Genomic DNA, 18,765 nt, shown 5'->3' with positions numbered 1-18,765 from the left:
TGCTTGATTCGATTGCGGCAGTCCTGATCGAAAAATCTTGAATCGGATGAATCGCTTGTGATCCATTGTCGGGCACCTGAATCGCGACGGCGAGGTGCCTTGATGTGTTCAAGCGGGACGTGTCGTTGGTCGGCCGAGCCGGATGATGGTGATGAAAGTGTCGTCGAACATTGGACGGAGCGCGAGATCGACAAGACAGCGTTCAAGGATGCCCGTCTCGGTCAACGATTTAGCGAGCTGTTGAAGCAAATTGGTGACGGCATGGGCGGGAGCATACCGTTCGCGTGCCAGGACTGGGCGAACACGGAGGCGGCTTACCGCTTCTTCGCCAACGAGCGCGTGGAGGAAGCCGACATCCTCAGCGGTCACTTCGCCGCCACGCACGCGCGTTACGATGATTGTAGAGGCCCGATCCTCCTTATTCAGGACACGACGGAATTCTCCTACCAGCGCGCAAACACGAGCGCTATTGGCCTGACCAAGAGCGTCAACAGCGGCCGGGACAAGGACGGCCGTTGGCGCCATCGCACGGTCTGCGGAATGCTGATGCATTCCAGTCTCGCCGTGACTGTCGAGGGCCTACCGCTGGGCTTGGCGGCGGTGAAGTTCTGGACACGGAAAAAGTTCAAAGGCACGGGCAGCTCAAGAAGAAGATCAACCCGACCCGCGTTCCGATTGAGAAGAAGGAAAGCGTTCGCTGGCTCGACAATCTCAACAGTCGATCGAGCGGCTCGGACAGCCGGCGGGTTGCATTCATATCGGCGACCGTGAAAGCGACATCTACGAATTATATTGCCTGACGCAAGAGCTTGGCGCTCACTTCCTTGTCCGCGCCTGCGTCGATCGGCTGGCAGGCGATGGCGGTTATACGATTGCAACCGAGATGGAAGAGACCAGCGTCAAAGGCTTGCATTACATCGACGTGCGCAACGACAAGGGAGAGACGACGAAGGCCGCGCTGGAAATCAAGTTCAAGCGGATCGCGGTCTTGCCTCCCATCGGGAAGCAGAAACGTTATCCAGCCCTCGACCTGACGATAATCCATGCCACCGAGCGCGGTACGCCAAAGGGCCGTAAACCAATTGAGTGGAAGCTCATCACGGACTTAGCCGTCCGCAGTCGCTCCGAAGCAATCGAGAAGATCAACTGGTACGCCATGCGGGGAAAATGGAGGTGTTCCACAAGATCTGAAATCGGGCTGCAAGGCGGAAGGCTCAAAACTCCGGACCGCGGAGCGACTTGCCAATCTAATGGCGGTCTTCTGCATTCTCAGCTGGCGCGTCCTCTGGCTCACCATGCTCAATCGCATCGCCCCAGACGCGTCACCGAAGCTCGCATTGATGGACACCGAGATCGCGTTGCTCGATCGAATCATCAGCGGCGCCAGCCATCGACGATGTCGCCCTGGAACCCTGCATTTTATCTTACCAAACTTGCACGATTGGGTGGCTACCTGGCAAGGGCGGGCGATCCGCCGCCTGGAAATGTTGTCATCTGGCGCGGCCTCTCGAGACTCACAGATATCGAACTCGGCGCCGAAATCGCAGCGGCTGGCCGCCTAAACAGGGCCGCGTGGCGATCACATTGCGGGTGGCTTAACACGTGAGTCACCGACCTTCTTTGGTGCCCACCAATCCTGCGTGAAGGGAGGCGCTCCGCGAGGGCGAATAGGGAGCCGAGAACTGTGGGTAGTGTGGGGTAAACAATCCTGAGAACTTAGTCGTGTCGCCGTCGAATGTGCGGCATCTGCACCATTGGCCATCAGAATTGATAGTTGCCACGACAGGAGCGGCGCGATTTAGATTGGCTATCGCTGAGGGTAATCATACGGACGTCACGCGGCGACAAACCCTCAGACGGCAGTGTAAACATCATGCCGTCCACCAGCAGGCGGGAGACTCACAGTATGGCTCCGGATGACCACGCTTCCAAAACAAGTAATTGGCTCTTCGTTGGGCCCTCAGAGATTAACGGATTTGGCCTATTTTCGCGTAAGCCAATTTCATGCGGCGCGGTCGTCGGAAGACTCGGTGGGGTTATTCTAGCGGCGGCCAACAAGCGAACCATACAGATTGGTCGTCATCGGCACCTCTGTAGTAACGTCATTGACTTCCTCAATCATAGTTGTCATCCCACCGCATATGTTCGCGTCGAATGTGAGGCTATTATTCTGACCGCCCTCGCGGAGATTGGTGGTGAGACCGATGAAATAACCGTTGATTACAATTGCTCGGAATACTCGTTGGCCGAAAGATTTATGTGCCGATGTTGTCGGAAACCAAATTATATTGCCGGATACAGGTATTTGACCGAGACGAATCAATATGGCTACCTTCGTAGCTTAGGCCCATTTCTGCTGTCACATCTGGTGCACACGTCAGGCGTTAACCGCATGTTACCCAATAAGCCGTGCTAGCGCGAGCAGATTCAATGCTCCCAGGCTAGGCGAGAAATACAGTGCAAACCAGCTTTTCGTAAGCGCTACCGTGGAACGGGCGGTATCATGTAAAGGCATTCTTCCCGATCCAGCCTTGATCGTCGAGCTTAACTCGTAAAGGACCTGTGAATTTCGATCTGCGAAAAGTTTGCTGAGCCTATCAGGCTGAGTTGCTCGGTGTCATGTCAACCAAAATCCGGCGAGCTGCCGTTCTTTTATCCCATAGGAGACCGTCTACAGGAAGTCATACTTGAGCCGCTTGATCTTTCATAAGGTAGTCCGTCGTAGTTGGTCGCCAGTGGCGCAGGCAGGCGGTAAGGTCACGGTCCTCCAGCGCTCATGAGCAAACGTGGGCGGGGAAGCGGGATCCGCGCGGCGCCGACCCAGCAAGAGAGCAGTATCAGCTCTGGTCCAGAGTTCCTCCATGAAGTCCAGCGGTTTGGTTCGACGCGACTTTTAATGCCGTTGCTACTGGGCTGCCCCCACGCCATGGCACTGATGCGCTTCTAGATCGCCTCTACGATCACTCGGCAGCCATCGGGATGCGGGCCTGCAGGCTCAACGGGCATCGAAGTTGACCGAGGCGCTCGGCGAATGGGGTGGGATCGGCAAGATGGACGAGATTGCCAAAGAAAGCGAACTGCCCGCCAAGAACGAGGCTTGCAGCTCTTGCAGGAACAGCGGCGGAACAGCCGAGAGAGGAAGCGCACGAACAGAAAGATGCCGGGCCAGCAAGCGACCTAGTCTAGCGTGTGCCCTCGAGCGAAGGTCCGTGCCCGGGGACGACGCAGTGGACATGCGGGTGGTGTGGTGGCGTCTGGCCCAAGTATGAAGACGGTCGCGCCGAGCTGGCCGGCAAGATGCTTCGGGCGGCTGCGCTGGTGGCGACGGTCTCGGCCGCGCAAGGGAATAGAATGGCAGCCCCCAATGGCTGCGGAGAATGCGCAAGAGCTGCGGAGATCAACTGTGTTGAAGTTAGCAGGCGATCCGCCGGCCTCAAGGCTGGCGCTGGCGCGCCACCGCCTCCGGGCGACTTCCGGGCTTGACCCCGTCCACTCACCAATCGCCGAAGTCGGTGAACGCTTGAACGCCGCCAGCACGTAGCGCTCGGCCTGGCGGTTCAAGGGCTCATGCTGACCTAAGTTCTCGAACATGATCATGGCCAGGAGGCTCGGCCCGGCGGGACGGCATGTGACGGTGCTGGCGCCTGGCTGATCTTCTCGCAGTCCCGACAGGAGAACTTCTCCCGGACCGTCTCGATCACCTTCCACTGGCGCGGCACCACTTCCAAGGTCAGCGTCACGTCCTCGCCAAGCTTGCGCAGGCGGCTGCTGCCGCAGCATTCACAAGCCGTGGGTCCATCGATAACCACCCGTTCCCCGGCAAGGTGCTCGGGGAAGGTCTGACGCTCGGCACGCTTGCGGGTAAATCCCCGCACCGTGGTCGCCCTCGCCACCGCCCGTTCCGCCGCAAGCTCGTCCTCGGTGGCATCGGCTTCCAGCTCTTCGAACGTCAGCGCCAACTCCTGACCACTTGCATAACCCCGCCGGCCGCGATCACCAGTCGGCGCGGTCCTCCTCGGGATCGCGCCGACGCTGGGCTCGTAACTCCGGTCGGGCTACGCCCTCCCTACGTCACGAGCCCAGCGAAACTCTCTCACCTTGAATGACGCTGCCTTCCATCCTGATCGCCGCGCGACAAAGTCACCAAGGCGGGCAGTTCGATCGCGCGGGCCGTGCTGTGTGAAGCTGCCTGGAGCTATCGTACCACGCCGAAGGTCGGGCAATGGATGAAAGAGCGTTGCCCGCCAGTTTCACAAGATATCTGGAAAGCGCAGCTACGTCTGCACAAGACCTATCGGAAGCTTATCGCGCGCGGAAAACGCTCAGTCGTCGCCACTGCTGCAGTTACGCGGGAACTGCTCGGCTTCATCTGGTCCATCGGCCAGCGCGTCCCGCTAGGCGCTTAACCGACCACGCATCCTATGATCCGCATCAGCGAGGACGCCGAGCGCCGTAGAGGGAACCTCGAGTTCATTTTGGACAGCGGAAACGCCCACGTCCGAGGCCAGAGCGAGGCAGCCCTCCGACGCACCGTCATCATGGGGTTGCCAATCCCCGCATAGGAGTCTGAGCGACCGTCGAGAACACTCGGCGTCCTCACCTATGCGGATCGTATGCATCAAATATCCACGTCCCAAACGGGCGATCGGGAAGCTGCGTTCAAAACAGTTGACAAAGGCCATAGGAGATGAACTTGCCGCGATCTAGGCGCTTGGCGTAGAGCGACATACCAAGCCCGTCATGCCAGAGGATCTTGACCAAATCGTCCCGGCGCCCTCGGAAGATGTAGAGATCGCCAGCATGAGGATCGCGCTTCAGGCTCCAGGGGGCTTTGTATTCCGCCATAGCTCTCGGTGACGATTCGCTGCTTTTCTTCCAATGTCCAAGGCGTCGAGCGCCCGTCGAGACGACTTCAAGCCGGGAGACCTTCGGCATAGGCATATGGTCAGTCATACGCCTATGTCCTCATCACCCATCAAACCGCGCAAGGCGGTGCTCGCCGGAGCTCGCCGGAGCGATACCGTAGGCTTGACTCTTGCCTCGGTGAAGCTCTCGGCGAACCAGGGTATCATCTCCGCATCGATCGGATCGTTTAATGGCGAACTGTCCAGCCGATTTCGCGAAGTTGGGCACCCGCATCGGATCCACCGTGCTGGCGCAGCGCATTGGCCCACTCGCGCTCATAACGACGGAAGCCTCCATGGCGGCCTTGCCGACCGGGTGCTTGCGAAGCCAGCGGATCAGCGCTCGCCGACCTTCTGGGCTGCTCGCAAAGGTCTGTCGTTGCGACAATGAGCGAATGCACACATCCACCTTGTCTTTGGGCACATCGATGCCAACGACAACGATAGCTCTTGTGCCATCATCTACTCCCTTCCTAGCTCGGTTCGGGCTCGAAGCTCATGCAACTGTTCGGGTTGAGGAAGACCGCCGGCTCTGTCCCTCGCTCCGCGACAGGCCCGAGGCCATTGAGCAAAACCGGGCTCAGATCCAGCGACGGGTGGTCTTGCGGAGAACCGGCCGTTCGCACAATCTGGCAGATCTGTCTGGACAAGAGCATGACACGACGGTCCTGGCCGCCCTTGCCCTGTTCGATCGCGATGGCCATCCGTTGGCTGTCGACGTCTGTAATCTTCGATAGGACCACCTCCGACACGCGTAGTCCGGCCGCATCGACCGTCGTCAGCGCAGTGCGGCTCTAGGGCCTTGGAAATGCCTCCAGGAAGCGCACGACGTCGTTAGCGCTCAGCACGACCGGCAGGTTGCACGCTTGCGTGCATAGCTGACGCGCTCCGAAATTGCGTCGTAGCCGATCGTCACATCGTAAAAAAGCGCAGCGCACAGACGATCTGGTTCAGCGACGACCAGGAAATCCCGGTCCTGGAACGCGAATATATCCTCCAACGAGAGACAATCGGAAGAGCGACCGAATACCGGCTCAGCTTCGATACCGAGGCAAGGTGCGATCGTCGACTCGCTAGCGATAAACTGGGGACGGCCATATCCTTGAACATGCGGCGAAGAGGGCTGAATTCAGCCATTGGAAACTTCTGTCTGAAGGGGCGGGCTTCGAAGACCCGCAATCCTCTTACACGGGAGCCTGCGATCCTTGCTCAACTACCGAGCCAGCGGCTACGTTCAACTGCGCGCCTCCATTTCTTCACGCAGCGACGTGGATCTCCGATGCAAACCTATGACTCGAAATACTATACTGGCCGCTTGCAGCATATTCCTCACCAGAATCGGTAGTATTCCGATCTTTGTTGTTGATGTAGCACCAAGTACTAGGTGGCGTCAGCCGGCAATGTAGCTCTTGCTTAATGCGAGTGAGCAGTTGAGCTCGCCTAAGGGGCACGAGGCTATCAAACGCGTGACGTGCGGGGATCGTCGCGCCCATGCCCTGGATCTAGACCGAAGATAGCCTGAGGAAGCTGTACCGTGGAAAAGGTTGTTTCGCCAGCCGACTTGTTCTTGTCCCCCTGAACCTGAGGAATGCCAATGCCAACTACAAACTTTAAATCGAATCAACTGCGCGACGGGATAAACAACGCCTTGCGCCGGGACAAGGCGTTAGAGGCTGCATATAGATCTACAACTATCGGACAGCTTGTTTCGACGCGGGCGCGAACGCACAGCTCCACAACCGCAATAGACATTTTCGAGCGCGGCGAGCGCGCGACCTACCGGGAGATGGATCGCAGCTCAAACCGCTATGCACATGCGTTGCGTACATTCGGAGTGCGCAAGGGCGATCGCGTTGCGGTTATGCTGCCTAACCGCATAGAAATGCCGACACTGTGGTTCGCGCTCGCAAAGCTTGGTGCAGTGGCGGTCCCGATCGATATGGACTACACTCCGCGGGAGATCGAATACATCGTCAGCGACAGCCAGTCGAAATTCGCCGTCGTCGATGAATCTGCATGGCCAGTGTTCTGCACGATGGATCATTGGCCGCAAGAACTTGCAAGAGAGAGAATCATTCTAGTCGGGCAGTCTTCCAACGAGACGCTTGTCGGCCTTCATCGCATCTCTAGGGATATCGACGAATCACCGGCGGGCGAGGATGTCCAACCGGGTGACTTGTTGACTATTCAATATACGTCAGGTACTACGGGTTTTCCGAAGGGATGCATGTTGACGCACGATTATTGGGGCGTGTTGTCGTGCGTACTTACCTACTTGACTCCATACAAGAGATATCTGAGTTGGGCGTCCTCCGGCCATATGTTCAGCCCGTTGATTCTTCTGAACTCGTATGGACAGGGCGGTACGTTGTACGTCGCTCAACAATTTGACCCATCGCAATTCATTGATTGGATCGAGAAACACCTTATTGAGTGGTGTGCGCTGCCGAGGCAGATAGCGGAAGGCGACCATGACATACCTGGATGCCTGAGAAACGTCTGGCAGTACGACGGCTGGAGTGCTGAGACAGTGCGCCGGTTTCGCGAGCAGCTTGGCGTGCGCAGCAATTACGCCTGGGGCATGACGGAAATCGGATGTGGCACGCAAATGCCTCAAGATATCCAGGAGATGAATGATGCCGGTTCGGTCGGGATTAGCGCCCCATTTCGAGAACTACGTTTGATCAACGGGGATGGTAGCCCTACTGCGGTCGGCGAGGTCGGCGAGGTGTGGGTACGTGGACGCGGAATCTTCAAGGGCTACTGGAATAAGCCGGAAGTGAATGAAGATAGTTTCAATGGGCAATGGTTCAAGACCGGTGATCTGATGCGATGCAATGAACTCGGACTATATTGGTTCGTGGGACGTAAGAAGGATATAATCCGTCGCATTGCCGACAATATCTCTGCGCGCGAGGTCGAGGCAATTATTCGGGAAATTCCCGAGATCGCGGACGTAGCGGCTGTGCCCCTTCGCGACCAGAAAAGGGGTGAGGAAGTCAAGGTCTACGTGGAACTGAAAGAAGGACTCACGCCAGCCCAGTTCCAGGTAGAGCGCATTCTGGAGCACGCTCAGGCGCGCCTTGCCGTGTTTAAGGTGCCACGGTATATTGCATTTATTCCGAAGCTTCCGAGAACCGTCACCAGTAATAAGGTGCTCAAACGAGAGCTGATGGCCGTAAGCGATCCGCTATCGAACACCTACGACGCTGAGCAGAAACGTTGGACCTGAAGCCGCTGCTTGGGTTACGGGTGTTCAGGAGCGCAAGTGTAGACGCCCAGAGAAGCGGCGGACCGATTGTCTCAGCCCTTACGGGGCATCGATTTTCGGAGCGACGGTTCAGTTAAGTTTGCAGAGGTTTGATAACTCGGCAGCTTACCAGAGCGATTTCGGTGTGCCCCGTCATTGGTGCGTATTGCTCGGGCGATTCCTTACGAGGATAGCACTGCGTGCGAGAGTCAAACCGCCAGCCAGACAGCATGACATCGCCTAGAGCTCATTAGCGTAATAGAGCCGGAAGATCGTGTCTCGTTTCTTTTTGTCAAACTGGCGTGCCTACCAGTGCAGATGAGCAGTTGTTGTGGGGCAGCCCGCGTCGCGGGCCAATCTCGGAACGATCGCGCCTGGTACGGGCATCTCGTTGACGATCCGGGCCCTATTGTCCTTCGAACCAACGACCGCATCCCCGTCTGCGCGAGGACTCCAAACCGCGCCGCACTTCCGACGTAAAGGATGTCGCCAAGCATAGCCACAATCCCATCACTTTAAGAGATCGCGAACCCGGTCGATCATAATCCTAGAAACGTGGAAGGGGAACAAGCTCGACCGGCATTTCGTCTGCCGTGGATCCGTCTCCAGCGGGTCCACGATGATGAGAAGGGTGCCTGATTTAATCTTCCGCTTGCCTCGCGACCGCTGACATGAATCGGCCAGTTCACGGGTGATAGCAGCTTTCAATCTCAACTGCTGGAATGCCTGCTCAGTCGGTACGGCTTCGTATTCCAATCTTCCACGCGCGGGCCGCTGCGGCGGCCGATGTACGTTCGAAAACCGAGCAGTCGGATATTCTTCGCACCCGGAACGAACGAGGACGAGCGCTCTTGTCATCTCTCAACGTTAACAATTGAATGGATTGCATGAGCATGTCACCAATTAGCTAACAAGAGTCAGGTTGGTTAAAGGGTGCTCAAGGAGTTCGCTATGCAAATCGACAACTTGTCGCCGATAACTGTTCACAATACGTTGACCTGCTTGGCTTGGACAACGATCGGTACAAACGCCGTCTGCCTGCTTGATTAGCATTAGGTAGTGCGAGCCATCCTTCATCGTTGCAAATGCCAAGTGTCACTGCGCTCTTGACCTTGAAGATCGGCAGGAACGCCTGAAAACATCTCCTCCGAAAAACGCTTCAGCTCAAACGATCTCGCATGACAAGCGGCAAATCTTGGCTTGGATCGAGGAGAATCGCGACCGGAATTCAGCGCTTCATGTCCGGTTTTTGCACATAGCTACCCCAATCCTCCTGGCGACACTCGCGCTGCCAGGGAGTTCGTCGGTAATTTTCTGGATGGTCAGGGACTCGACTACAGAATTATTGATCCCGAGCCGATGATGCCGAACATCGTTGCGGCTTTTGATGGCGGAGCAAGGGCCTGGCCGGTACCACACACGAATTTCCGGTCGGGGATCGCCTAGGTTGGAGCAAGGATTGCTGGGGCGGGGAGATCAGCGAGGGGCGCGTATGGGGTGCGGTGCTTGCGATATGAAGTCCGGCACTACTGCTTCGATTTTCACCTACGTCCATTTGGCCCCTCTCAAGGAGAGGCTCGCCGGGCGCCTGACGCTGACCGTCCTTTCGGACCAAGAGACCTTCGGCGAATGGGGGGCGCGGATTCTTGTCGCAAACCATCCCGAGGTGCTGGGCGATTGCTGCCTCAGTGCTGAGCCTAGTAGCCGACATACGCTGCCGTTTGGGGAAAAAGGGCTGATTGGCTCCGCTTCCAGATCCACACGCGGGGTGGCCACCGCGCCTATCCACATACGGGTGAGAGCGCGACCGGTGCGGCATGCGTCATTGCTGCGCTTGAGGGACTACAAGAACTTCGCGCCGGCGTGCCGGCAAACGTTGCGAGGGCAATTGAGCGTGGCCGCCCGGCGATTGAGACCGGCCTGGGCAGCGGGCGACCGATATTATGGCCTGCCTGACCACAAATGTCGGAATGCAGGGCGGGCTAAAGATCAACATGATTCCTGACTCAGTTTTGACTACGATATTCGGCTACCGGTCGGTCTCCAGAAGGAGCGCGTTCTGGCTGAGATCGACCGCATCCTGGCTGATTATCCTGGCGTTCCGTTTGAGGTGTTGAACGCAACCGAGCCTAGTTACTGCGATCCCGATCATGAGATGGTGAGCATACTACAGCGGAACGCCGAAATGGTAACGGGTGTCACGCCATAGCTGATCATCAGTCTCGGCCGACGGATACGCGCCTATGGCGTTAAGCTGGAGTTCCGGCCTATGTTTACGGTCCGTCTTTTCCACGTTCTGACGGTGCATGCAACCTCAGCATGGGACTATCTTCGAACTACTTAGTGACGGCCAGTTGACCATGCGGACCAAGCGCCGATGATTGCGGCGCTTCGCCTATGGCGTGATATGCAAGCGGATGTGCGCCAGTTTGAATGGCGTTGTGCCGAGGCGGCCGAGTGCCCAACGCCTTGCATAGAATTCGTCCGAGCCGCAGCTCTGGGCGAAATCGGACAAGAGCGCACGCAATTTTGCAGAAATAGTCGTCCGTTAAGAACTCGATTTCAGCGGTGAGCGGTCGCTCGTGGCTGCGATGAGGGTGGTCAGGATCAGGCGCCAAAAAGCTCTCAGCCAGGCGAGGATGCGGCGGAAGTTGTGGCCGACGGCCGAGAGGATGACGTTGGCCGCATCGCCAGCGCGGCCTTTGAGGTAGCAGCGGCCGAGGTGACCATCGGTCTTCAGGTGTCCGATGATGGGTTCGATGGCGGAGCGGCGGCGCAGCTCGCGCTTGATGACCCCAAAGAGACCGCGCTTCTGGCCGGAGATGAAGATGCGGCGGGGATTTTGTGCGTCGTGGCCGCGGTATCCCTTGTCGACATAGGCCCGCTCGATCGGACAGCCGGTGAGTGTCTCGGTGCGGTCGATGACGTCCCGCAAGATGTGACCGTCATATGGGTTATCGGGTAGCGCCCTGGCGTGCAGCACGAACAGGCCACCGGGAGCACGGCGGTTGTTGGTGACGATGGAGGCTTTGACACCGAACTCGTAAGGCGCGGCTGCCTTGCCCTTGCCGATGCACTCCACCTCCGGGGCGTGGAAGGAATAAAGCTTCCAGCCACGCTGACGCTGCTGTTGCGAGCGGATCTGCGAAGCGCGGCTGAGCGGGAGGACGAAGGCGTTCTCGAGCACAGCTCGACCTTCGATCTTGCGGCCGATATCGCGGATGATCCGGCCCAGCCGGCTGCGCAGGATGCGCAACTGCCGCTGATGCCGCCTGAATTGCTTGGCATGGGCGTAGCGTCCCGCCATCATTGCCGCGGTCTTGGCGACGCGAAGATAGGACTGCCGCAGCTTGACCCCGTGCTTCCTCGCCATGCGGTTGAGCCCCTTGATGGCCGCGTGCAGCAGCTTGGCATCGGTCGGGAAGGTGATCGCCTTCGGCTGCACGGTGGTATCGACCGTGACACGCTTGAGGTCCTGGCTGCGTAACGCGCCGGCTTCGTGCGCCACCCGCAGGCTCTCGGCCAACAGCAGCTCCAGCTTGTCGCCGAGCCGCTTGCGCCAGTGGCTCAGGTCCGAGCGCTCGTGCGGAAATGAATGCTGGAAGAACTCTTCGCCGGTGAAGTACTGGAAATACGGGTCGTGGACCCAGCGCTCGCACACCCCCTCGTCGGACAGGCCGTAAATCTGCTTGAGCAGCAGCAGCCCAATCACGAAGCGGGTCGCGATGCCGGGCCGGCCGTTCTCGCTGTAGAGCGGCGCGATCTCCCCATCGATCCAGTCCCAGTCGACCCTGCCGGCGAGCTGAACCAGCTCGTGCTTCATATTGATGATCTGGTCCAGCCTGGCCCGGAACAGATCGCCCGATACCGTCGCCTTCTGCTTCTTCGGCCGCATCGCCCCCTCCGATGCGGCCACGGAATCATGACTGGCGATTCGACGGAATCCTGAAAATGAAATTGCAAGGTTCCGATCCCCGAAGCATCAAAACCCTGCAATCGCAAAAAAGCCGGTCTGCCAGATTACGATTCCACATCAGTCGCTTGGTCGCTCTTAACGGACGACGAAATACTGCAATATGAGACTGCTGATCAAACGATCATAGCTCGGGAATCGCGCTAAGAGTCTTTAAGTTCGACGCAAGAGCATTGTCCAAAGCTTCCGCTTGGCTGACCAGGGCCGGTTACTATGCCTGAGCAACGAATCCGATTCCGGAAATCCTACAATGGTCAAAGCTTCATCTGCTCTCGCAGAGTAACAGGCGCCAGGAAGCTGCGCCAGACGGTTACTGTCCCTGGCTTCGGTGTCGAGGTGGATTTCGCTGTTTATAGCCATCACAACGCTCATCCGATCTCCAGCATGCAGAGCGTAGCCACCCATATTGCCACGAAAATGGTCGCGCGCGCCAGCCGTGCTAGTGTAACGCCACGGCGCAGCGCTACACGCTCATCGCTGTGCGCTGTTTCCCAGGACACTGCCGGCAATAAATCGTTGCGCTTCAAGCGCTAGGACTTCCCACCACGACGCACGTCGATGGCTTTGATCTTCGACGCGAGCCGAAGAGCTTCGTCCTCATCATCGACAACGACTTTTCCGAATTTGAGCTAAGCGTATCCGGTGCTGTCCGATGCTGGGGCTCCAGTTACACCGCCGTCCATCAGCGGGCCGGCCACGGGACGCCTTCTCGGAGATTTGCCTTCGTGCGAACGATTGCGATGCATCCTTGCTGAACCGTAAGCGGCAAGGAGACCCCGTCTGGCGGAGGCGATGAGCGATCGGCTATCGGCTGGTGAGTTTGTGAGCCGATGTGAGCTTCTATGTCTGCGCCTAGTTCTGGAACTAGAACCTTCCATATGATCGAAGCGATCGCGGGCCGCCTTGAGGGGGCACCGCGGCTTCGCCGACGCTGGTCGGACGAGTTCAAGGCGCAAGTTGTGACGGAGGCACTGGAGCCTGGCGCGAGCGTCTCGGCGATCGCCCGCCGGATTGGCATTCACCCATGGCAGCTGTTCGCCTGGCGCCGTGATGCGGGGGCGGAGCGACATTATCACGCGCGGCACTCGAGTTGCGAGGGTGTGGTGGCGTCAGCGGCCGGCGCGGTGATCGTGCGTGCCGGCGTGGACGTCGACGAGGCGCAGTTGCGGCGGGTGATCCGCGCGGTGCGTTCGGCATGATCCCCTCCGGCGTGAAGGTGTTCCTGGCCAGCCATCCAGTCGAGTTCCGCAAGGGTATCGATGGCCTTGTTGCGCTGGTGCGCGATGCGGGCTCAGATCCGTTCGACGGTGCGCTTTATGTGTTCCGGGCCAAAAGAGCCGACCGAATCAAGATCGTATGGTGGGATGGCTCCGGCGTGTGCCTCTAAAACGTCTCGAGAAGGCGAAGTTCTGCTGGCCGCAGATCGGGCATCATCGGGTGCAGATGAATCCTGCGCAATTGACGGCCTTGGTGGATGGGATGGACTGGAAGCGGGTCCGGACTGCGGCGGTCAAGCCGCCGGAGATTGTTGGGTAAAAGCACTGCGGGGAAGTGAATCAGCGGCCTAAAAGGGCAAGAGAAGCTGAGCAAAATGTGCTCTGGTCGGGGCAATGACGCGGCCCGATCTCAACCTCTCAAATGACGTGGAGACGCTGAAGGCCATGGTGCTTGCCATGGCCGAGAAAGCGGCCCGCGCCGGTGCTCTGGAGAGCGAGGTCGCCGATCTCAAGGCGAGCAACGCCGATGCCGATGCGCGCATCGAGCGGCTGACGCAGATCCTCAAGGCCTTCGACCGCGCGCGGTTCGGCCGACGATCGGAAAAGCTCGGCTCTGCGAATGGCGACGTTGAACAGCAAGCCTTTGTCTTCGAGGAGATCGAGACCGGCATCGCTGCGATCAAGGCCCGGGTCAGCAAGGGCCGTGCGCAAGCGGATAGCAAGCGTGCACCGCGTCGGCGCAAGGGCTTTGCGCCCCATCTGGAAAGGGTCGAAATCGTCATTGACCCGGAAGAGCTGGCTGAGCATGCCGGCAAGCAGAAAGAGCTGATCGGCGAGGACGTGTCGGAGCGTCTGGATGTGGTGGCGGTCAAGTTCCGTGTGATCGTCACGCGCCGTCCCAAGTATGCGTTCAAGAACGCGGACGGCGTGATCCAGGCGCCGGCCCCGGCCCATATCATCGAAGGAGGCATTCCGACGGAAGCGCTTCTGGCCCAGATCGCCGTCGCCAAATATGCCGACGGCCTGCCGCTCTACCGGCAGGAGGCGATCTACGCCCGCGACAAGGTCGAGCTCGACCGCCAGCTGATGGCGCAATGGATGGGCAAGCTCGGCTTCGAGCTCGAGATCATGGCGGACTACATCTTCAGCGAGGTCAAGAAGGCCGAACGGGTCTTTGCCGACGAAACCACTTTGCCGACGCTCGCTCCGGGCTCCGGATCGACGAAGACGGCCTATTTGTGGGCCTATGCCCGGGATGACCGAACGTTTGGCCGCAGCGGTTCCCCGATGGTGGCTTATCGCTTCGAAGACAGCCGCTCCGGCGAATGCGCGGTCCGGCACCTCAATGGCTATCGCGGCATACTGCAGGTGGATGGCTATGCCGCCTATAACAAGCTCGCGCGATCCGATCGCGGCAATGATGGCGTCACCTTGGCTCGCTGCTGGTCACACTGCAGACGCAAGTTCTACGAGCTGCATGTTGCAGGGAGCTCAGAAGTGGCAACGGCGACGGTCGAGCGGATGGCAAGACTCTGGCAGGTCGAGAAAACCGTGCGCGGTCAACGCCCCGACGCTCGCGTTGCCGCGCGCCAGCAGGCCTCCGCGGCGATCGTCGCAGATCTCTTCGACTTCTGGCAGCGGACCTTGCGGCGGATCTCCGGCAAATCAAAGCTCGCTGAGGCGATCCGCTATGCCGTCTCGCGCCGTGCCATCTTCGAACGCTTCCTGACGGATGGTCGCATCGAGCTCGACTCCAACATCGTCGAACGCGCCATCAGGCCACAAACAATTACGAGAAAGAATCTGTTTGCCGGCAGCGACGGCGGCGGACGAACCTGGGCGACCATCGCGACACTGCTGCAGACAGCGAAGATGAACAACGTCGATCCGCTCGCCTGGCTTGCTCTCACGCTTCAGCGTATCGTCAATGGCTGGCCGAGCAGCGAAATAGACGCGCTTATGCCGTGGAACCACGCCATCTGACGGCCTCAGCTTGCCGCTTACGCTGAACCGCAGCTGCATTCCTGTCCGGCTACTGCGGAGTCTGGGGTATCCCCCTGAGCATTCGCTCGTAGAATTGCTCGCATCCACGGCGTGCCGCAATCGGAACGGCTCACATCCAACGTTCTCACAGCGAGAGGCAGAGGGGTAGCGCCGAACATTCACCGGATGTGCGAGCCTCGCCAAATCCCATAATGGATAGCCTTGCTGATAAACCGCGAGCATGGCCGCATACGCGACGAAACAAGCATTCTCTCACGATAAGAGAAGGATTTGTGCGTCGGATACGAACAAAATGCCGATCATACGAGTAGAAGGTACGCATACGACGAAGACCGCCTGATTGACGCATGCGCGCGGGGCCGGGTAGCGCTATGATAGCGCTGCGTGAGGGTTAGGCAGCTTGCTGATCGGTAGGTTCGTCGGCTTGGCGCGGGAGCTTCCATTCCCAGGGCAGCAGTTCGTGCAGACGCGAAGCGGGAAGATCGGCGATCCGGGCGAGGACGTCGGCAAGCCAGGCTTTGGGATCGACATCGTTAAGACGACAGGTGGTGATCATCGTGAGCATGATGGCGGCGCGTTCGGCGCCGCGCAGGCTGCCGGCGAAGGTCCAGTTGCGCCTTCCCAGGGCGATGCCGCGCAGCGCTCTTTCGGCGGCGTTGTTGCTGAGGCAGATCCTGCCATCGTCGAGGAAACGGGCAAAGTCGGCCCAGCGCCTGAGCATGTAATTCATGGGCTTCAGGACCTCGGAGGAGCGCGAGAGGGTTTCTCGCTCGCGCAGCAGCCAGGCGTGCATGTCGTCGAGCAGCGGCTTGCTTCTCTCCTGGCGCATGGCACGCCGCTCCTCGGCGCTACGGCCATTGATGGCTCGCTCGATCTCGAACAATGCATCGAGGCGTCCGACCGCCTCCAGCGCGATCGGGGAGACCGGTCTACCCTTGCTGCCTTCCCTAGCTTTCTTCTCGATATCGGCCAGCTCGAAGAAGCCCCGCCGCGCATGCGCGAAGCAGAATGCCGGCGTGATCGGCATCGCTTTCCTTTGCGGGTCGAACAAGGGCTCGAAGCCGCTATAGCAATCCGCCTGCAGGATACCGGCGAAGGCGGCCAGATGCTTCTGGGGATGCTCGCCCCGTCGGTCGTTCGAGGCGTAATAGATCGCCGCCGGCGGCGCAGGTCCACCGTAGGGCCGATCGTCGCACACATAGGTCCAGATCCGGCCGGTCGTGCACTTGCCCTTCGCCAGGATGCGGATGGTGGTGTCGTCGCCATGTAGGCGCTCGGCTGCGAGTACATGACGCTCGATCAGCTGGAACAGCGGCATGACGGCGAAGGTCCGGTGCTCGACCTGGTCGGCCAGCGTCGAGAATGGCAGGTCGATCCTCTCGCACTTGAAGCGCGCGCTCTGGCGGTTGAGCGAGATATGCATGCCGAACTTGTCGAACAGGATCGTCGCCAGTAATTGCGGACCGATGAAGCCGCGCGGCGTGGCATGGAACGGCGCCGGCGGCTGGCTGATCTTCTCGCAATCGCGGCAAGTGAACTTCTCGCGCACGGTCTCAATGACCTTGAACCGGCGCGGGATCTCCTTCAGCGTCTCGGTCAGGTCCTCGCCAATCTTCGCCAGCCGCGATCCGCCGCAACAGGCGCAGGTCTTTGGCGCCTCAATGATGATGCGCTCGCGTTCGATGTCGTCCGGCCAGGGCTTGCGTACCGGCCGCTTGCGCGTGAAGGCGCGTACGCTCTGGGTTTTCGCCGCGGCGCGCGCGGCAAGCTCATCCTCGCTGGCCGTGGTGGCGAGTTCTTCGAGTTCCAATTTCAATTGCTCGATCAGCCGCGCCGTGCGCTCGGAGCGCTGCCCGTACAGTTCGCGCTTGAGTTTCTCGATCCGCAACTCGAGATGCGCGATCACCGCCGCGTTATCCGACAGCTCCGCTTGCGCGCTGGCGGCTACCGCCTCGGCTCGCAGCCGCGCCTCACGCTCGGCCTGCAGCGCCGCCAGGGCACTGACAAGGTCCGATGGAAGGTCGTCCGGCTTCGAGACAATGAAGCCATTGAATCAGATCAAGCAGCAGATTCAAACCCAAAACGGCTATCCGACCCGCGTCGGACGCTGGGTTTCTTGCGGGTTGCGCCAATCGATTCCGGACAACAGGTAGCTCAGCTGCGCCGGCGAGATCGTCACTGCTTCGCCCGCAACCGAAGGCCAGATGAACCGCCCTCTCTCGAGTCTCTTGGTGAACAGGCATGCTCCCTGGCGATCGTGCCAGATCACCTTGACAAGATCACTTCGGCGACCGCGGAAGACGAACAGATGACCGCTGAGCGGGTCCTTGCGCAGCACCTCCTGCACTTGGAGTGCCAACGACGGAAAGCCTCGGCGCATGTCCGTGTAGCCTGTCGCGAGCCACACTCGCGCGCCCGTCGGAACCGGAATCATCGTCGTACCAAAGCATCGAGAACGCGACGTAGCGCGTCTCCATCAACGTCGCCATCGACCCGGATGCGGTCCCCGCTACCAAGATCGATCTCGATGATGCCCTGGCTCTTCCGTCGACGCGCCGCCGTCGTCGCCATTGGCGCTTCGGCCACCTCCCGCGGCGGCACAGACGGCCCAATCTCGACCGGCACGAACGGCGCTATACTCGCTTCCCCGTGCTTACAAAGCTCTTTGCGCCACCGGAACAGCTGACTCACATGAAGGCCGGCCATGCGAGCCACCTCGGAAACATTGGCTCCGGGCTCGAGCGATGCTGCAACTAGCCGTTCCTTCTCATCCCGCGACCACCGGCGCCGCCGCTCGACCGATGTGATCACCTCCGCCCTCGAAATCGTCATAGCGCTTCTCCTAGGATTACCCCTAGGACCTGCAGCGTTCGCCTCCGTCAAACAAGGCGGCCCTCAACGGCCCTCAACGGAGGAATACAGTAGAAGGAAGGTAGCGGCGGCTGCTTTGTCCTGGCACAATCGAGGACGTTTCATGCCAACTCATGTTCTTGTTTCGGACAGTTTGCTAGCTCTGGGGCGGACCAAATCCAATGCCGCGCCCTTGGCTGCAGTCCGGCAAGTCCATCAAGGCAGCAGCGGTCGCTACGGCAGTCCTGCTCATCCGTTCTGCGCCGGCGGGGCCGAGGTGTCAGCCGCGGCCGTCGAGCGGATGATGCGTCGGAACGTTATCCGCGCTATCATGACACCGCCGCGCCGCGTGCGCACCACCGACGGCCGTCATGACCTGCCGATCGCCGCGAACCTGATCGCGCGTGACTTCACAGCGCAGGCCCCCGTGTTTGGCTCGCAGATATCACCTACATCCCTGGCTGTATTTGGCTGCCGTCACCCGCGCCGAGGCCAAGCGCGACATCTTCGCCTTCATCGAGGGCCTCTATAACAGAACAAGACTCCATTCCGCCATCGGATATATTG

The 18,765-nt window shown here is 59.5% G+C and carries 12 protein-coding genes and 2 pseudogenes; 7 read left to right on the top strand and 7 right to left on the bottom strand.

What is annotated here, in order from left to right; all coding sequences use genetic code 11:
* The first annotated feature begins 102 nt into the window (after positions 1-102).
* The 3 genes from P6U27_RS30590 (at position 103) to P6U27_RS30580 (ending at position 2,416) form a co-directional block, all read left to right on the top strand.
* Positions 103-771, top strand: a complete 669-nt coding sequence (locus P6U27_RS30590; RefSeq protein WP_407194503.1) for a transposase DNA-binding-containing protein — start codon at positions 103-105, stop codon at positions 769-771.
* A 112-nt stretch (positions 772-883) separates the two neighbouring features.
* Complete coding sequence (locus tag P6U27_RS30585; RefSeq protein WP_407193092.1) at positions 884-1,606, top strand: hypothetical protein; 723 nt, start codon at positions 884-886, stop codon at positions 1,604-1,606.
* A 267-nt stretch (positions 1,607-1,873) separates the two neighbouring features.
* On the top strand, positions 1,874-2,416 hold the full coding sequence (locus P6U27_RS30580; protein ID WP_407193091.1) for an SET domain-containing protein-lysine N-methyltransferase: 543 nt from the start codon (positions 1,874-1,876) through the stop codon (positions 2,414-2,416).
* 1,120 nt (positions 2,417-3,536) lie between these two features.
* Here P6U27_RS30580 and P6U27_RS30575 read toward each other — a convergent pair.
* From P6U27_RS30575 to P6U27_RS30565, 3 genes and pseudogenes are all read right to left on the bottom strand, one after another.
* Positions 3,537-3,950 (bottom strand): annotated as a pseudogene (locus P6U27_RS30575) (IS66 family transposase zinc-finger binding domain-containing protein); the annotation flags it as partial.
* A 709-nt stretch (positions 3,951-4,659) separates the two neighbouring features.
* Positions 4,660-4,953, bottom strand: a complete 294-nt coding sequence (gene tnpB, locus P6U27_RS30570; RefSeq protein ID WP_407193090.1) for an IS66 family insertion sequence element accessory protein TnpB — start codon at positions 4,951-4,953, stop codon at positions 4,660-4,662.
* 424 nt (positions 4,954-5,377) lie between these two features.
* Positions 5,378-5,608, bottom strand: coding sequence for a hypothetical protein (locus P6U27_RS30565; RefSeq protein ID WP_407193089.1), 231 nt, complete (start codon positions 5,606-5,608; stop codon positions 5,378-5,380).
* An 890-nt stretch (positions 5,609-6,498) separates the two neighbouring features.
* Here P6U27_RS30565 and P6U27_RS30560 point away from each other — a divergent pair.
* Entirely contained in the window at positions 6,499-8,136 is a 1,638-nt protein-coding gene (locus tag P6U27_RS30560) for a class I adenylate-forming enzyme family protein (protein WP_407193088.1), read from the top strand.
* Between the two features lie 2,566 nt (positions 8,137-10,702).
* Here P6U27_RS30560 and P6U27_RS30555 read toward each other — a convergent pair.
* Entirely contained in the window at positions 10,703-12,049 is a 1,347-nt protein-coding gene (locus P6U27_RS30555) for an IS5 family transposase (protein WP_407193087.1), read from the bottom strand.
* 956 nt (positions 12,050-13,005) lie between these two features.
* Between P6U27_RS30555 and P6U27_RS30550 the strand changes: the two genes are divergently transcribed.
* The 3 genes and pseudogenes from P6U27_RS30550 (at position 13,006) to tnpC (P6U27_RS30540) (ending at position 15,327) form a co-directional block, all read left to right on the top strand.
* A complete protein-coding gene (locus P6U27_RS30550) occupies positions 13,006-13,326 on the top strand; it encodes a transposase (RefSeq protein WP_407193086.1) in 321 nt (106 codons plus the stop codon).
* Positions 13,323-13,663: pseudogene (gene tnpB / locus P6U27_RS30545) on the top strand (IS66 family insertion sequence element accessory protein TnpB). The gene P6U27_RS30550 and the pseudogene tnpB (P6U27_RS30545) overlap by 4 nt, the downstream one beginning before the upstream one ends.
* 74 nt (positions 13,664-13,737) lie before the next feature.
* The gene (gene tnpC, locus P6U27_RS30540; protein WP_407193085.1) at positions 13,738-15,327 is read left to right on the top strand and encodes an IS66 family transposase; all 1,590 of its coding nucleotides are present in this window, start codon (positions 13,738-13,740) and stop codon (positions 15,325-15,327) included.
* A 412-nt stretch (positions 15,328-15,739) separates the two neighbouring features.
* Here the strand turns inward: tnpC (P6U27_RS30540) and tnpC (P6U27_RS30535) are convergent, their stop codons facing one another.
* The 3 genes from tnpC (P6U27_RS30535) to tnpA are packed head-to-tail and all read right to left on the bottom strand — an operon-like array spanning position 15,740 to position 18,180.
* Positions 15,740-17,389, bottom strand: a complete 1,650-nt coding sequence (gene tnpC, locus P6U27_RS30535) for an IS66 family transposase (protein ID WP_407194502.1) — start codon at positions 17,387-17,389, stop codon at positions 15,740-15,742.
* Between the two features lie 45 nt (positions 17,390-17,434).
* Positions 17,435-17,782 (bottom strand): IS66 family insertion sequence element accessory protein TnpB, encoded by a 348-nt coding sequence (gene tnpB / locus P6U27_RS30530; protein ID WP_407193084.1) that lies wholly within the window; start codon positions 17,780-17,782, stop codon positions 17,435-17,437.
* Positions 17,779-18,180, bottom strand: a complete 402-nt coding sequence (gene tnpA, locus P6U27_RS30525; protein WP_407193083.1) for an IS66-like element accessory protein TnpA — start codon at positions 18,178-18,180, stop codon at positions 17,779-17,781. Before tnpA ends, tnpB (P6U27_RS30530) begins: the two co-directional genes overlap by 4 nt.
* Positions 18,181-18,765 lie beyond the last annotated feature (585 nt).

The sequence above is a fragment of the Bradyrhizobium sp. STM 3566 genome (assembly GCF_045571445.1).
In the GTDB taxonomy this organism is placed as follows: domain Bacteria; phylum Pseudomonadota; class Alphaproteobacteria; order Rhizobiales; family Xanthobacteraceae; genus Bradyrhizobium; species Bradyrhizobium vignae.
Note: the sequence above shows the minus strand (reverse complement) of the source record. Positions and strands in the feature narration are given on the sequence as shown.

Bases quoted from the DNA above. Each gene is read 5' to 3' on its own strand.
- tnpA (WP_407193083.1), bottom strand. From the start codon at position 18,180: ATGACGATTTCGAGGGCGGAGGTGATCACATCGGTCGAGCGGCGGCGC.
- tnpC (WP_407193085.1), top strand. From the start codon at position 13,738: ATGACGCGGCCCGATCTCAACCTCTCAAATGACGTGGAGACGCTGAAG.
- tnpB (WP_407193084.1), bottom strand. From the start codon at position 17,782: ATGATTCCGGTTCCGACGGGCGCGCGAGTGTGGCTCGCGACAGGCTAC.
- P6U27_RS30585 (WP_407193092.1), top strand. From the start codon at position 884: ATGGAAGAGACCAGCGTCAAAGGCTTGCATTACATCGACGTGCGCAAC.
- P6U27_RS30580 (WP_407193091.1), top strand. From the start codon at position 1,874: ATGCCGTCCACCAGCAGGCGGGAGACTCACAGTATGGCTCCGGATGAC.
- P6U27_RS30565 (WP_407193089.1), bottom strand. From the start codon at position 5,608: ATGGCCATCGCGATCGAACAGGGCAAGGGCGGCCAGGACCGTCGTGTC.
- P6U27_RS30560 (WP_407193088.1), top strand. From the start codon at position 6,499: ATGCCAACTACAAACTTTAAATCGAATCAACTGCGCGACGGGATAAAC.
- tnpB (WP_407193090.1), bottom strand. From the start codon at position 4,953: ATGACTGACCATATGCCTATGCCGAAGGTCTCCCGGCTTGAAGTCGTC.
- P6U27_RS30555 (WP_407193087.1), bottom strand. From the start codon at position 12,049: ATGCGGCCGAAGAAGCAGAAGGCGACGGTATCGGGCGATCTGTTCCGG.
- P6U27_RS30590 (WP_407194503.1), top strand. From the start codon at position 103: ATGTGTTCAAGCGGGACGTGTCGTTGGTCGGCCGAGCCGGATGATGGT.
- P6U27_RS30550 (WP_407193086.1), top strand. From the start codon at position 13,006: ATGATCGAAGCGATCGCGGGCCGCCTTGAGGGGGCACCGCGGCTTCGC.